The organism is Pseudomonas sp. LBUM1645 (assembly GCF_059716185.1).
In genome coordinates this window covers 4,148,499-4,162,386 of record NZ_CP166811.1, presented here as the reverse complement: position 1 = coordinate 4,162,386, position 13,888 = coordinate 4,148,499, and the positions used below count along the sequence as shown (strand labels likewise).

General features: G+C 57.8%; 10 protein-coding genes. 4 read left to right on the top strand and 6 right to left on the bottom strand.

Annotated elements, in window-relative coordinates; genetic code table 11:
* Positions 1–20 precede the first annotated feature (20 nt).
* Both ACA079_RS18540 and ACA079_RS18535 read right to left on the bottom strand, forming a co-directional pair.
* The gene (locus ACA079_RS18540; RefSeq protein WP_497700413.1) at positions 21–836 is read right to left on the bottom strand and encodes a DUF1206 domain-containing protein; all 816 of its coding nucleotides are present in this window, start codon (positions 834–836) and stop codon (positions 21–23) included.
* A gap of 369 nt (positions 837–1,205) precedes the next feature.
* Positions 1,206–1,517, bottom strand: coding sequence for a hypothetical protein (locus ACA079_RS18535; protein ID WP_497700412.1), 312 nt, complete (start codon positions 1,515–1,517; stop codon positions 1,206–1,208).
* A 244-nt stretch (positions 1,518–1,761) separates the two neighbouring features.
* Here ACA079_RS18535 and ACA079_RS18530 point away from each other — a divergent pair, with 244 nt between their 5' ends.
* Entirely contained in the window at positions 1,762–2,799 is a 1,038-nt protein-coding gene (locus tag ACA079_RS18530) for a GGDEF domain-containing protein (protein ID WP_497700411.1), read from the top strand.
* Positions 2,800–3,069: 270 nt separating this feature from the next.
* Here the strand turns inward: ACA079_RS18530 and ACA079_RS18525 are convergent, their stop codons facing one another.
* The 3 genes from ACA079_RS18525 to ACA079_RS18515 all read right to left on the bottom strand — a co-directional run bounded on the left by ACA079_RS18525 (position 3,070) and on the right by ACA079_RS18515 (position 7,066).
* Positions 3,070–5,499 carry a TonB-dependent siderophore receptor gene (locus tag ACA079_RS18525; protein ID WP_497700410.1) on the bottom strand — a complete coding sequence of 810 codons (2,430 nt, stop codon included), beginning with the start codon at positions 5,497–5,499 and terminating at the stop codon, positions 3,070–3,072.
* Between the two features lie 98 nt (positions 5,500–5,597).
* Positions 5,598–6,566, bottom strand: a complete 969-nt coding sequence (locus ACA079_RS18520; protein WP_497700409.1) for a FecR domain-containing protein — start codon at positions 6,564–6,566, stop codon at positions 5,598–5,600.
* On the bottom strand, positions 6,563–7,066 hold the full coding sequence (locus ACA079_RS18515) for a sigma-70 family RNA polymerase sigma factor (RefSeq protein ID WP_497700408.1): 504 nt from the start codon (positions 7,064–7,066) through the stop codon (positions 6,563–6,565). Before ACA079_RS18515 ends, ACA079_RS18520 begins: the two co-directional genes overlap by 4 nt.
* 492 nt (positions 7,067–7,558) lie before the next feature.
* On the opposite strand from ACA079_RS18515, the gene ACA079_RS18510 reads away from it, so the two are divergent.
* On the top strand, positions 7,559–8,431 hold the full coding sequence (locus ACA079_RS18510) for a DNA/RNA non-specific endonuclease (RefSeq protein ID WP_497700407.1): 873 nt from the start codon (positions 7,559–7,561) through the stop codon (positions 8,429–8,431).
* A 173-nt stretch (positions 8,432–8,604) separates the two neighbouring features.
* Here the strand turns inward: ACA079_RS18510 and ACA079_RS18505 are convergent, their stop codons facing one another.
* The gene (locus ACA079_RS18505) at positions 8,605–10,089 is read right to left on the bottom strand and encodes a M20 family peptidase (protein ID WP_497700406.1); all 1,485 of its coding nucleotides are present in this window, start codon (positions 10,087–10,089) and stop codon (positions 8,605–8,607) included.
* A 426-nt stretch (positions 10,090–10,515) separates the two neighbouring features.
* Here ACA079_RS18505 and ACA079_RS18500 point away from each other — a divergent pair, with 426 nt between their 5' ends.
* Together ACA079_RS18500 and ACA079_RS18495 are read left to right on the top strand one after the other, a co-directional pair.
* Positions 10,516–11,880 (top strand): DUF1329 domain-containing protein, encoded by a 1,365-nt coding sequence (locus tag ACA079_RS18500; RefSeq protein WP_497700405.1) that lies wholly within the window; start codon positions 10,516–10,518, stop codon positions 11,878–11,880.
* A gap of 59 nt (positions 11,881–11,939) precedes the next feature.
* On the top strand, positions 11,940–13,871 hold the full coding sequence (locus ACA079_RS18495; RefSeq protein WP_497700404.1) for a DUF1302 domain-containing protein: 1,932 nt from the start codon (positions 11,940–11,942) through the stop codon (positions 13,869–13,871).
* The last annotated feature ends 17 nt before the right edge of the window (positions 13,872–13,888 follow it).

Below are 13,888 nucleotides of genomic sequence, written 5' to 3'. Positions count from 1 at the left end.
CTTTCATAGGAGAAGAGGCGCTATGTTTCCGACACTCCCGGCACGTCCATGTTTATCTTGCGCCAAGCGGCTTCGGCAAAGCTGTAAACCGAAAAGGCGATCAGCCCCAAGGCCATCACCATCAAAACCACAGCTCCGGCCGGTAGGTTCTGGAGAGCATTGAGGGCGTCCTTCATGCCCGGTGGATCCATGGCTTGATAACTCGAACCACTGATTGTCAGCAGCAGGGCGATCTCAATAAAGGCGATTCCACGAGCTATAAGACCGAACCGAGACACCGGACGTACATATCGCATAACGTCTTCGTCAGCTTCAAAATATTTCTCGAATGACGCCTTCCAGCCCTTGATGATGTGCGCAATGCCTACGCCTAGTGGCACAAGTGCGACGAGGTAAATCAATAAATTTGAATGTTCCCAAGACAAGATATGCGCCAGTAAATCCTTGGTTTGTTCCCCTCCTGAGCTGCCCGAGCTCTTGAGTCCGCTGATGAGAAGGCCCAACGCAAAAAACGCCAGCGCGCCGTTGACTACACCTCCCGCCAACAAACCTGCACGAATCACCAAGCCTTTGAACTTTTTACCGTGGTGATCAACGTCGCGCGTTGCCTGCAACACTCGCCAACCGGCGAAGGCGAGCAGACCACCCACCACTAGCCCGACTAAAACATAACCGAATGGCTGGCTTAACAATGCTTCCAAGCTCCTGTGACTGTCCTTCGGTTTTGTCGAGTCTTGAGCCGCCAGCAACGCAAAAATGCCAATGATCAGATAAATAACGCCCCGAGCGGCATACCCACCCCTTGCGAGTACAACAAGGCTCTGTCGCGTGGACATAGGATCTAATTCCAGAGAAGTAGTACAGGAGCAGACCTGTCGAATCGGGAGGGGTTCGATTCGAGAGCTGATTATTCCGGTGCCAGGAGTACGGCGAGCATCATATTGATGAACTCTTCATTTCGACCAATAACCTCCAGCGCACCACGAACGTTCTCGGCTACAGGGGGCGATCTGGTTTTGATTGATCTTGAAGAGTAGGGAAGGGAGCAGGTCTGAATTTGGCATCGCGAATCCTCCGTGGAAGAGGACAGCGAAGCAGCAGGAGAATCTTTAGAAATAGATGATCTTTCCAGCAAGAAGATGTGAGTGGCAGAGCGCCTCTTGCAGCGCGCAGGTACCGATCACCGCATATCAGGTGTTGAGGCATTACCATTGATTTGATGCAGAGCCTGCTTCTCTTAAGCCCGGGTAATCATCAAGGGCAAGACAAGGTTTGCCGTCTTCAACCACGCCGGATTCCGGCTTATGAATCACTCCGGCTTCAGCATCCGCACGCATCTGCTCGAGCTCCTTGTGAAACGCCTTGTCCTGAACCGTGGGCTTACTGGTGTATGGCTTTCGTTCGGGTTCAGGCTGTGCTGCATAAGTCGTTACCGCGTCAGGGTCATGCTGTAGCTTTTCTTGAACTTGCGATTCCAGCATCGCACGTAGTGCGTCTTTGTCGGGCCGAGTCAGCAATTTGTCACTCCTATTATGGGAAAACCAGGCACCCAGTAATCGACTGGGCCAGTGGCCGGTTGCGGAACATCAATTTCTTCCAACATGGCGATCGTGTCAAATTGGGAACATGCCTGGGATGATTCCGTAATCGACAGGAACGCAGGACGTCTTGCTCATGGACTTATGTATGGCTGCTTGGTGCACGTAAGGATATGCTGCCCCCGACTTCATATATGCCAATAAAACCAACCACAGTGACGTTATGAGCCAATCAGAGACGCGTGCGACTGCCCTAGCGCTGTATCCAGAAGACTCCCGCGAGGCGGCGGCTTTGCTGAAGCAGGCCGTACCACTGATGGTGCGTCACAACATTCCACCAAATCCCGTTCACTATGCTCTCTGGTACACCTACAGCAAAGGTCAGGAGCCAGAGCTTAATCGCCATCTGGACAGGGTGGTAAAAGACTTCGACTGTTTCCCTCCAGAATCTGCTACGAAGCTTTTTCGCGACTACATCATTCGTGACGAATTGGAGGAGGCGCGCGCAGGGCAACAGCAAGCGATCAATCTGGTTGACGACATGGAGCGTAATGTCTCGCGTAGCGTGAATGGCAGTGCCAACTTTCAAGCCAGTCTTGGCCATTGCATGGAAATGCTCGCGGAGCCGGTCGACCAGAGGTTGCCCGCCATTCTGAGCGAGCTGCAACAGAGCACCCAGGTCATGCAGGATCAGCAAGAGCTTTTCCTCTCCCAACTGCACTCAGCGCAAAATGAAATCAAGAGTCTGAGAGACAAGCTCGAGCGAGCCCAACTGGCTGCATCTTTGGATGGTCTGACTAAGGTGTTGAACCGAGCTACCTTCACTCGCTTGCTGGAGCATGCATTGATCAACGCTCCTCATGGGGTGGCATTGGTCATGTTGGATATTGATCATTTCAAGCAGTTCAATGACCGGTATGGCCATCCTTTAGGCGACCGCGTACTTGAGCATGTTGGTCAGGTGTTACGGAACTCAATCCCGCCTCAGGCCCTGGCGGCACGCTATGGTGGTGAAGAGTTCTGTGTAGTCCTGCAAGAGTGTTTTGATCTCACCAGTGCTCATACTTTTGCTGAGCAGTTGCGCCTAAAAATTCAGGCGTTGCGGATCAAGGTTCGTGGCACGGATGAGGTGCTAGACACTGTAACTGCGTCCCTTGGTGTCGCCCTCGCCAAAGCGGGTGACGATGTGGAAAGCCTTCTGACTCGGGCCGATGATGCGCTCTATCTAGCCAAGCGCAGCGGGCGTAACCGAGTGAACTGAAACTGGCGTTCGGGCTCTAGCTGCAATCACATAGCTCCACAGGATAGGGTGATTCAGTTCGCGTTCATTAATCGAAATGGCTTCGTCATGACCAGATGGCGGTTTGAGGAATGCAGGTTGCCGACGAGGAACAGTCCCGACCGCTGCGCACTCCTCGTCAACGTGGTTGCAAAGTGCGCCTGACCAAGCGTCAGCGAATGCCCTCTTGCCGGAAACGGATTCCGGCCGGGTTGGCACCGAGAGATCGGGATCGAATTACGTTATTCAGTGTTAGAACGTCGGGGTGTACTTCACGCTGAACATCACGTTGCGCGGATCACCGTAGTTGTTGTTGCCATTGATCTGGTTGTAGGCCGCCGCGAAGTAGGTCTTGTCAAACAGGTTATTGGCATTCATCGCCAGCTCGATTTCCGAGGTGAGCTGGTAACCGACACGGGCATTCCACACGGCGTAGCCCGGAACGTTGACGGAGTGGTCGAAACCTACCGTGTGGGTCTGTGCGGTAAAGCCAAGGCCAGTGCTCACACGGCTCCAGTCGCCGGTCAACTGATAATTGCCCCACACACGCAGCATGTGTTTAGGCGTCCACCAGCTGAAGATTTTGCCTTCGTTGTCTGGGTCGTCGAGGTACTTGGTGGTGTTGTAGGTGTAGCCGGCAAACAGCTGCAGATTGTCGATCACTTCGCCACTGATTTCAGCATCCAGACCCTGGCTGCGCACTTTGCCCGATGACGTCGAGCAATACCAACCGTCGCAGGTTTGCGGACCCTGCGGATTGAGAACGGCACGGTTTTCCTGGTCGTAACGGAACAGAGCCACGGATGTATTGATCCGGCCATCCATCAACTCGCCCTTGAGACCGATCTCGTAGTTAGTACCGATAATCGGTTTAAGTACCGAACCGTCTGTATCGCGTTCGGTTTGCGGGGTATATACGTCGGCGTAACTGGCGTAGACCGACCATTCACGGCTCAGGTCATAAATGATACCGGCGTAAGGCGTGACTTCCCCGGTTTCGGTGGCGGCGCTGTCAGTATCGGGGGTAATGCTGGTCGGGGTCTCGATCTGAGACTTGTAACTGTAGTCGTACCAACTGACCCGCGAGCCGAGCACCAGGGTCAGGTCTTCAACAGGCTTGACCCTCCAGTTGCCGTACAGGCCTTTCTGGCGGATGTCGTATTTGCTGGGGAAGCCACGACCACCGGGGGAATTGACCAAACCGTCGTAGCTGATCTCCGGACGGTTGTGATTAATGTCGAAGATATTGTCGGTGCTGTTATTGAAGGTTCGGGCGTATTTGTCGTCCGAGGTGTATTTGGAATAGCTGCCGCCCAGCATGACTTCCTGCTGCATGGACAAGGCTTCGAACTTGCCGATGAGGTTCATGTCCAGCGCGACTTTGGTGGAGTCCAGGTCTGTCACGAAGTCAGCGTACTGCACGCCAGTGCCATCGGGCCTGATGCCACCGCCGGTGGATTGAACCCGCTGGTTCTTCGCCTTGTTGGTTTCGGTCATGTGCACGGCGCCGACCTTGAAGGCCCAGTCGTCGTTGAAACGGTGTTCCAGATCGGTGTAGATCGTGGTGACGTCGATATCCGAATGGTTCCACTTCGCCCCGGTGTACGTGCTGCGCGACAGGTCGATGGGTTTACCGTCGGAATAACGCGGGAAGCCGCGGACGTTCGCGCGGGATTCGCCGTCGGACTGGCTGACCGCCACGCCCACGGTAGTGGCTTCGCTCAGGTCGAAGTCCAGCGCGCCGTACAGCGAGGTGGTCTTGTACCATTCGGAGTCGACGAACGTGTGGGTGTCGTCCTGGTCGGCAACGAAACGTCCACGGATGGTGCCGTTCTGGTTCAACGGCCCGCCGGCGTCCAGTTGCAGACCGTAGTGATCCCAGGAGCCGGCCTTACCGGTCAGGGTCACTTTCGGTGCGGCCTGACCGCGCTTGCGCACCAGGTTGATGGCGCCGCCGGGGCTGCCGGTGCCTTGCAGCAAACCGGACGCGCCACGCAGCACTTCCATGCGATCGAAGAAAATCAAATCCTGCGTGGCCCAGTTGCCTAGCGCGTAAGTGTTACGCGGGATCGGCACACCGTCGTACTGCCAGTCATCGATCTGGAAACCGCGCGAGGAGAGGATCATGCCTCTGCCGACGCCTTGGGCGCCGACCAGGCCGGTGGTCTTGTTGGCCGCATCCTTGAGATCGACGATATCCTGATCGTCCATTTGTTTGCGGGTCATCACCGTGACCGACTGCGGAATTTCCTTGAGGGTGTGAGTGCCTTTGCCGATGGTCACTGCCCGCGCGGCATAGGAACCCGAGCCTTCGGTAGTGGCGTCGATGCTGCGTTCAACGATGTTGGTGGCACCCAATTGCAGTGTCGCGCTGCTCTGCGGGGCCGGTTCAACGCTGAAGTTGCCTTGATCCGTCACGCGTAACTGCAAGTCGCTGCCCGACAGTGCCCTCTGCATCGCTTGCTCGGCCGACATCTGGCCGATCACCGATGGCGCCTGTTTGCCCTGCACCAGCGATGGCTCCAGCGAAATGATTTGCCCGCTCTGGCCGGCGATCGCATTAAGCGTGCTGGCGAGTGGGCCGGCTGGCAGATTGAAGGTCAGGTTTTGCGCCAGGGCAGGGCTCGCCAGGGTTGCCAGGGCAACGGCGACGGAAAGGGTGTGGGGCCATGTGTTAAACACAACATTCTCCTGTTTGTATTGAAGTGTCAGGAGATAAGTGGGATGAGAAATGAAAACCGGACACAAATAAGATCGATTATCAAAAAAAATTCACCGTTTTACTTCGAGCCAATCAGTGTCAGCCAAGGGCTGTAGCGATCCACCCGTATAGGCAGGGTTTCTGCCAGAGCACTGAACGCCCGGTTGGGATCGTCAAGCGGGAACACACCCTGGACGCGCAAGCCTCGAACCTCGGGAGCCACGCGCACAAAACCGCGACTGTAAGGGCGTAGGGCGTCGACCACTTGCTCAAGGGATTCGTCCAGCACATTCAGCCTCCCGCTCAACCAGTCGGCACGCTGGCGCTGATCGCCGCTAACGAGGGCAATTTGCCGGGCGTGCAGCAGAGCCGACTGACCTTCTTGCACAACTTGCACTGTGCCGTCGAACAACCGTGCTTCGACCGAATGCTGCAATACCACCAGTCGGCTGGCATCTTGCTCCTGGGCAACGAGAAACCGGGTACCCAGCGCGCGCACTTCACCTTCAGCGGTGCGCACGCGCAACGGACGGCGGGGATCGGGCGCCACCTCAATCACCAGTTCACCGTGGCGCAGGATCACCAGCCGTTGCTTGTCATCGAAGCGCAGATCCACCGCGCTGTTGGCGTTTAAGCTCAGGCTGCTGCCGTCGGCCAGATTGAAGTTTTGACGCTCGCCGCGCCCGGTGTGCAGATCAGCCAGCAGCGCGTCACCCAGCTGACTTCTGGCGCCTAGCCAAATCCCGCCTCCGAGCAGGCCCAGACCGGCGATCACGCGCAGGGCGTCGCGGCGCGAACCATGAGGCTGCAGGAGCACTTGGCGGGCTTCGCTGGCATGACCGGGTAAACGTCGATCCAGCGCGCGAACCGTGTTGAACGAACCGCCGAGACGGTCCTGCAATTTTGCCCAGGCCTGGCTGTGCGCACGATCCATCGCCAGCCACTCGTTGAAACGTTCCTGCAGTGCAGCATCGGGCGTACCGGCGCGAAGCGTTACCATCCAGTCGATGGCCTGCTCACTGATGGGGTCCAGGCGCGGCTTACTCATGACGACATTTCGCATAGATAGCACTGACGCAATGCCTGTTTCATGTAACGACTGACAGTGCGCTCCGACAGCCCCAGCTTCTTCGCAATCGCGACATAGCTCAGACCATCCAGTTGGCTATAGAGGAAAGTCGCCTTGACGACCATCGGCAAGCCGTCGATAGCCCGGTCGATGGCCTCCAGGGCTTCGATCAACTGCAGCTGTTCTTCGGGGGAGGGGGCCAGCGCCTCGGGCAGAACGGACAAGCGCTCAAGGTAGGCCAGCTCCAACTTGCGCCGGCGATGACGGTCAAAGATCAGCCGGCGAGCAATGGTCGAAAGGTAAGCACGAGGTTGTTCGATGCTGTCGGGATCGACACGAGCCACCAGCAACTGGCAAAACGTATCGGCGGCGGTGTCCTCTGCGTCTGCGTGATTGCGCAGGTGCCGATGAATATGCTGCAGCAGCCAACGATGATGATCGCTGAAAAAGAATCCCAGCTTACTGGACGGAGATTGCACTGGTCGACTTTCCAGATGTTAGTGTGAATCGTTCTCAATAGTACCTGTGTGATGAGCGACAGTGCAATCCTGTCTGAAACGGATCAGCGTTTGGCTGAAGGCAAGAGCCAAAGGCGCTGCACATTTGGAACGAGCGACGGCTATTGGCTGTGGATTCAACCGGTCGTTGCAACACAACTAAATTCTGTGTCGCCAACAGTCGGTTGTGTATTGGGGGAGGGGGCGACTTGTCGGTGGGGACGCCTCTCGAGCTGAACAGGCATAGCAGAATGTAAACGCTGCTCAGCACTTATGTGACTTGTCATGGTCAATAAATCCCGCACGACCGTCAGCGGTCGTACTGCTCGGAACCGACCGGATCCGCATCGGCATTTTGATCAAGGACAGTGAAAGCATGCTCGCCGCAAGATAATCAGCAACCGCCTCCACCTGGTTCCGTGAATCGGGACTCGCCGTACGTTTACCCCTCAATCCAATTCGAAGATTAAAAGCATGCACCTACGCAAAATTGCAGTTGGGCTGTCGGCCCTTGTTTTGCTCTCGACCGGGGCAGAAGCCCGCAGTCTGCTGGATCTCCTCAAGCCGCCCACCCAGCATCAGGAACAAGTGTCGCGCTCGGGTTCGATCAACCAGAACGCGGCCCTGGAGCTCTATTCAAACAAACAGAAACAGGCATCGTTTGAGGGCTGCGCAGAGCTGTTCCCGGCAGCGAAACCGATCAACATGGCCACTGTGCCTGCAACCATGAAACCCCTGGCCCTGTGCTCTGACAACTTCGCGGTGCTGTACTCGCAAACCAGCAAGACGCCGCTGGTAGTGGTCGAACGCCTTAATGCCGCCCAGTTGCAGGATGCCAAAGGGGAGGAGCGCACCAACCAGTTCTACCCGGACCCACGCATCCCCAAGAATGGGCGGGCAGAGTTGAGCGACTACCGCAGCCAACATCCGGCCGTGGACCGCGGCCATCAATCCCCGGCAGCCGATGCACCAAGCCCCAATGCAATGGCCCAATCCTTTGCGCTGTCGAACATGGTGCCGCAAGACCCCACCAACAACCGGAAGATCTGGAGCAAGGTCGAGGCGGACGTCAGAAAATTTGCCAAGCGAGCCGATGGCAATGTGTTTGTCTTTACCGGCCCGCTGTTTGACTCAGGCCACACCACCATCGGCGACAACAAGGTCTGGGTGCCGACCCGCCTGTTCAAGCTGGTTTACGACGCATCGTCCAAGCGTGCCTGGGCCTACGTACTACCCAACGCTGAAACCCGTATCGAGAGACCGATGGACTATGACGCTTTCGTGAAGAGTACCGGGCTCCACTTGCTGGGGAATCTACCGGTTACAGGTTCCGTAGGGCGCTCTTGATGGCTTGATGAATTGCACCTCAAAGGCTGGATTCAACCGGTCGATGCAACACCACTTGTTGCGTCGATCGGTTGAATCCACAACAAAAAACGGTCAGTCATTTGTTGTCATCAAGCTTCTATGTACTCAGATGCTTTCGAGGACTGGGCATTGTTGGTTCCAAGTCACTCTGACTAGCCCGGCAGGTTGCTGAGCAGCCGATAGTAAAATGCAACCGCCTCGCCCAGATTCTCGATTGAGATACGCTCATTGTTGCCATGGAAGCGTGGCAGGTCTTGCGCGGCCAGGCGGATCGGGATGAAGCGGAAAACGTTATCGGTGAGCGGCAGGTAATAGCGCGAATCGGTGCCGCCAACGGTGAGGTTGGGCGCTACCAGCGTGTTGCCGAAGCTGTCACGGATCGTCTGGCTGAAATAGCGGTAAGCCTCGCCATTGACATTGGAAACGGCCGACGGCTCGATGGCTCCGGGCAAGTCCGTGATTGTCACTTGCGGGTCATTGACCGCCGCGCTGACATGTTCACGCACGCTGGCAATACTGTCTTGCGGGTGGATACGCAGATTGACCACCGCACTGGCATCCGGTGGCAAGACATTTTCCTTGATGCCGCCAGTGAGCAGGGTCGGCGAGATCACCGTATGCACTTGGGCTGCACTGGAAGGCGTTTGCTCCATGCTCCTGGTCACCAGTGGCCCGAACAACCAACGATTGGCGAGTACCAGGCGCAGACTAAATTCCCGGGCCGGGGCAATGCTGTCGAGAAAGCTTGCCGTTGGGCCTTGCAGTGAATCCGTAAAAGGGCTTTGACCAATTCTCTGCAGCGCTCGGCTGAGGCGGCCGATGGCTGTTTCGTCGAAGGCGGGGGGCATCGACGAATGGCCGCCGGCGGACTTGGTTTGCAGGGCCAGACTGATCATGCCCTTCTCGGCGATGCCGACCACTGCGACGTTGGCTTGCACGCCGGCAATCAACCCTTGGGTCACGGCGCCGCCTTCATCCGCGACCCAGTCCAGATGGACTCCGCGCTTTTTGAGTTGCTCTGCAATGAGTCGATTGCCCTGCAATCCGCCGAGTTCTTCGTCGTGACCAAAGGCGAACAGCACACTGCGTTCCGGCTGGAAGCCTTGGCTGATCAGAGACTCTGCCGCTTCCAGCATGGCGACCACCGAGCCCTTGGTATCGATGGTGCCACGCCCCCAAATGAAACCGTCGTTCAAGGCGCCGGAGAAAGGCGGTTGCTGCCATTGCGCTTCGCTGCCGGGAGGTACCGGTACGACATCCAGGTGCGACATCAGCAGTACCGGCGGCAATTCTGGATTGCGACCTTCCCAGGTGAAAAGCAGGCTGCTGCCGCTGATGATTTCACGATGGGCCTTGGCCGAAAACTGCGGGTACGTGTTGGCGATCCAGGCATGCAACGCCTGGAAGGCGGCGCGGCTGTTCGCCAGCTGTTCACTGTCGGCGCCGAGTTGATGAGAGATGGTCTGGAAGCGGATGGCTTCGCCCAGGTGGGCGGCGGCACGTTGGACATCCAGGCCCTTGGGCAGGGCAGGGGTGGTGCCACTGATTTGCGCAGGAGCCAGAAGCAAAGTGCGGCTGACCAGCAATACAGTCAGCACCAGCAGGCCGCCGGCCAGGGTCAGTAAAAGGCGTTTCATAACGAGAGTTCCTTTGTCGAAGGGCGGAGCACAGTGACTTCAGGATGGCGGGCGCCGGGGCGCGCTTGGCAGCTTTGGTGATCAGGCTCCTGACCAGGAACCGTCACCTTCAACACTGTCTTTTCTCAACTCACCACCCTGCAGCGGGGCTTAAGCCGCGCAACTATAGGGCACGGATTCCGCGCCTCCCGCATGAGTTCTGCCTATCGGGATAACCATTCGTTATGCCTGATGCCAGCCAGTTAAGCCTCGACGCGATCCGTGTAGCAGCTCGATCCGCCGTACCTCACTTTTAGCTATGGGCATAAGAGTTTTTCATAAGTCAGGACTGTGACAGCCCACTTAGGATGCGCTGCACCTGACTCCCTGTGACGAATAAGAAATAAGCGGGAGTCGGGTAATCGCAGAATTCGAGGAGGCATAACAATGAATAAATACGCGAAGCTGTTGATGGTCGGACTTTCAGCCTTTTGTGCGCAGGACGCTGCTTACGCCGCCGTGGCGCAGAGCGAGGCTGCCAGGCTCGGCGGCGGGTTGACCCCGGTCGGCGCCGAGCCGAAGGCCAATCAGGATGGTTCGGTTCCGGCGTGGACGGGGTCGCAGGCGCAGGCACCAGCCGGTTTCCAGAAGGGGGCAAAGCCGGTCGACCCCTTCACCGGGGAGAAGCCGTTATTTTCCATCAATGCGAGCAACGCTACTCAATACCAGGCGAGGCTGAGCCCGGGTCAACGGGAATTGCTCAAGCAGCCGGGTTACCGGATGGATGTCTATCCATCCCATCGCAGTTGCCCGATACCGGCCAGCGTTGCCGTACAGACCCGCAAAAACGCCACCGACGCCAAATTGGCAGCCGATGGTTGGGGACTGGCTGAGGTGCAGGGCGGTGGTTTCCCTTTCCCGATCCCGCAGAGTGGTGTCGAGGCGATCTGGAACTTCAAGCTGCGCTATCAAGGCGAATCACTGCATTACTCCTATGTCGGCATGCTGCCGCCCAAGGGCGCCAGCGGCAAGAATCTGGGCGTGGTGCAGCAGCTCTACGATGACTTTCTGTTCCCGATGGGCAAGCCCGGTAGTGACCTGGCCAGCAGCAATGGGGTGGAGCTTTACGTGAGCAACTTCATCACGGCGCCCGCGGCCATCGCTGGCGAAGGCTCACTGGCCCACTACTACATCGCCAAGCCGAACGATATCTGGCTGTACTTCGCCTCCCAACGCCGTGTGCGGCGTGCGCCAACCTACCAGTACGACGCGCCAGTGCTCCAGAGTGACAACCTCCTCTCGGTGGACCAGTTGCAGATGTACAACGGCACCCTGGATCGCTACGACTTCAAACTGGTCGGCAAACAAGAGTTGATCATCCCCTACAACAACGTGCCGATGTACGACCACACCCTTGCGGCCCAGGACGTACACGACCCGTTGTTCATGGCGCGCGACAAGGTGCGTTATGAGCCGCACCGGGTATGGGTGGTCGAGGCCAGTGTGAAGCCGGGTATGCGCCACAGTTTCCCGAAGCGGACCTTATACCTGGACGAAGACAGCTGGCTGATCGTTGCTGAAGACCTCTATGACGCCCAGGGAAAGATCTGGCGCTCGATGGAGGCCTACACCGTCACCGACTGGAGTCTCGGCGCCTGCGTACAGGCGGGTTATGTCAGTTATGACCTGCAGGTCGGTCGCTACATCAGCGACAGAGTGGTCGCTGGTAGCGGCAAGGCGCCGGTCTATGGCGTTGCGGTCAATAAATCCGATTTCTCCGTGGAATCCTTCCGCTCCAGCGCGGGCCGTTGAGCCTGCACTCAAGCTTTTTGGCTGCACCGAATCTGACTTTCCCGCATGACGAGAACGCCATGACAACAACAAGAAAATTTCGGCAATTTCATTTCGGCTTGCTGCGCTTCGCGCCGCTGAGCCTGTCCATCGCCACAGCAGTGAGCACTGGCGCATTCGCGCCGCAGGCCCATGCCTTCCGCTTCGAACTGGGTGACGGCATCGAGGGCAACTTTGACAGCACCCTTTCACTGGGCATGCAAATGCGTGCAGAGGACCGCGATTGTCGTTACGTCGGCTATGACAATGGCGGCTGTGCCAACTTCAAGGCTGATGCTGACCTCAGCATGCTCAATGGCGACGATGGCAACCTGAACTACAACAAAGGTCAGCTGATCAGTCAGGTCATTCGCGGCACCCATGACCTCTACCTGAAAGCCCCGGATGGCTGGAAGGGGCTGCTGCGCGGTGCCTGGTTCTACGATTTTGCGGTGGATGATACCCAGCGCACCGACATTCCCGATAGCGCCAGGCACAACGCGGTGCGCGACGCGGAGATCCTTGATGCCTATGTGCAGAAAGACTTCGATATCGTCGGTCAGCCCTCGAAAATTCGCGCCGGCAAGCAGGTGGTCACATGGGGTGAGGCGATCCTCACCTCCGGCGGCATCAACGCGATCAACCCGATGGATTTGCGCAAAGCCAACTCCGCGGGGGTGCAACTCAAGGAGCTTTACCGCCCGACGCCGATACTCGATTTTTCCACCAGCCTGACCGATAACTTCGGCATCGAGACCTATTACCAGTGGGGGTTCGACGAGCACATCCTGCCAGCCAAGGGGACCTTCTTCAGCCCCTTCGACATGGCGACACCAGGAGGGAAGGGGCTGTTCTTCGGCACCCCGGCCTTGACCGGTGGAGCCTTGCCACCGGCGGGTCCGCCCGGCACTTTGGGCGACGACGGCACTATAGATGCCACAACCGGGGGCACCATCAGTCTGCAAGACCGACTGGACGGCAACTACCCCGGCGCGCAGAACAACCTTGGCGGGTTGGGCTCGGCCCTCGGGCGCAGCTCGGACAAGTACAAAAAGGGTGGGCAGTTCGGTCTGGCGGCGCGCTATACCTTCGAGGAAACGGGGGACCAACTGGGTCTCTATTACATTCGCTATCAGGAGAAGACTCCGGCCATCGGCTTTGTCGTCGACTCCACGGCGAACAACCCATTGGGTTACGCCAGCTACTTCGTCAACTATGCCCAAGACCGCGACTTGTTCGGCATCAGTTACAACTTCCGCTTGGGCGACTGGTCCTGGGGGGCCGAACTGGCCTATCGACCCAAGGATGCGGTGATCATCGATCAGTCGGTACCGCAGGTGGCGAGCAGCAAGTATTCATGTCTTCCCGCCAACGGCAATGCCCTCAGCGGCGGCCCGATTGCGGGTGGCAAACCTGACGGCACCGTATGCCCCGGTTTCATTGAAACCGAGCGCTATCAGGCAACCATCAGCGGGCTGAGCATCCTGCGGCCGGACAGTTTCGGCGGCTTGATCGGCGTACTGGGCGCTAGCGAAGGCCAGATGATCGCAGAACTGGCCGTGTCGCATCTGCCGAACCTGGATCTGGGTGCTGCAGCGCCGGGTGAAAATGGCGGCAACCAGTCCTTCGAGACCCATGTGCCCTATGCGGCCAACTTCGATGGCGCGGCGCCCACCAGGACCACCGCCGGGCTGGCGCTCTCCAGCGTGCTGACCTACCCGAACGCCTTTGGCACCCGCGCCTCGTTCAGCCCGGAGCTGAATATCAATCATGGTCTTTACGGCAGCGCGGCGGGTTTCTTCCCCGGTTTTTCGAAGAACGTCGGCTCGGTTACCACGGCGCTCAACGTCGACTTCAAAACCAACCCGGGGTTGGTCGCAAGGGTCGACTTCACCCACTTCTACGGTGGCGGGGACAGTAACCCGATGCTCGACAAAGACTTTCTCGGTCTCAGTCTGACCACTTCGTTTTAAGCCGGAAGGCCAGGTGA

Coding starts and splice junctions, on each gene's coding strand:
- ACA079_RS18540 (WP_497700413.1), bottom strand. CDS start 836: ATGTCCACGCGACAGAGCCTTGTTGTACTCGCAAGGGGTGGGTATGCC.
- ACA079_RS18530 (WP_497700411.1), top strand. CDS start 1,762: ATGAGCCAATCAGAGACGCGTGCGACTGCCCTAGCGCTGTATCCAGAA.
- ACA079_RS18520 (WP_497700409.1), bottom strand. CDS start 6,566: ATGAGTAAGCCGCGCCTGGACCCCATCAGTGAGCAGGCCATCGACTGG.
- ACA079_RS18510 (WP_497700407.1), top strand. CDS start 7,559: ATGCACCTACGCAAAATTGCAGTTGGGCTGTCGGCCCTTGTTTTGCTC.
- ACA079_RS18505 (WP_497700406.1), bottom strand. CDS start 10,089: ATGAAACGCCTTTTACTGACCCTGGCCGGCGGCCTGCTGGTGCTGACT.
- ACA079_RS18500 (WP_497700405.1), top strand. CDS start 10,516: ATGAATAAATACGCGAAGCTGTTGATGGTCGGACTTTCAGCCTTTTGT.
- ACA079_RS18495 (WP_497700404.1), top strand. CDS start 11,940: ATGACAACAACAAGAAAATTTCGGCAATTTCATTTCGGCTTGCTGCGC.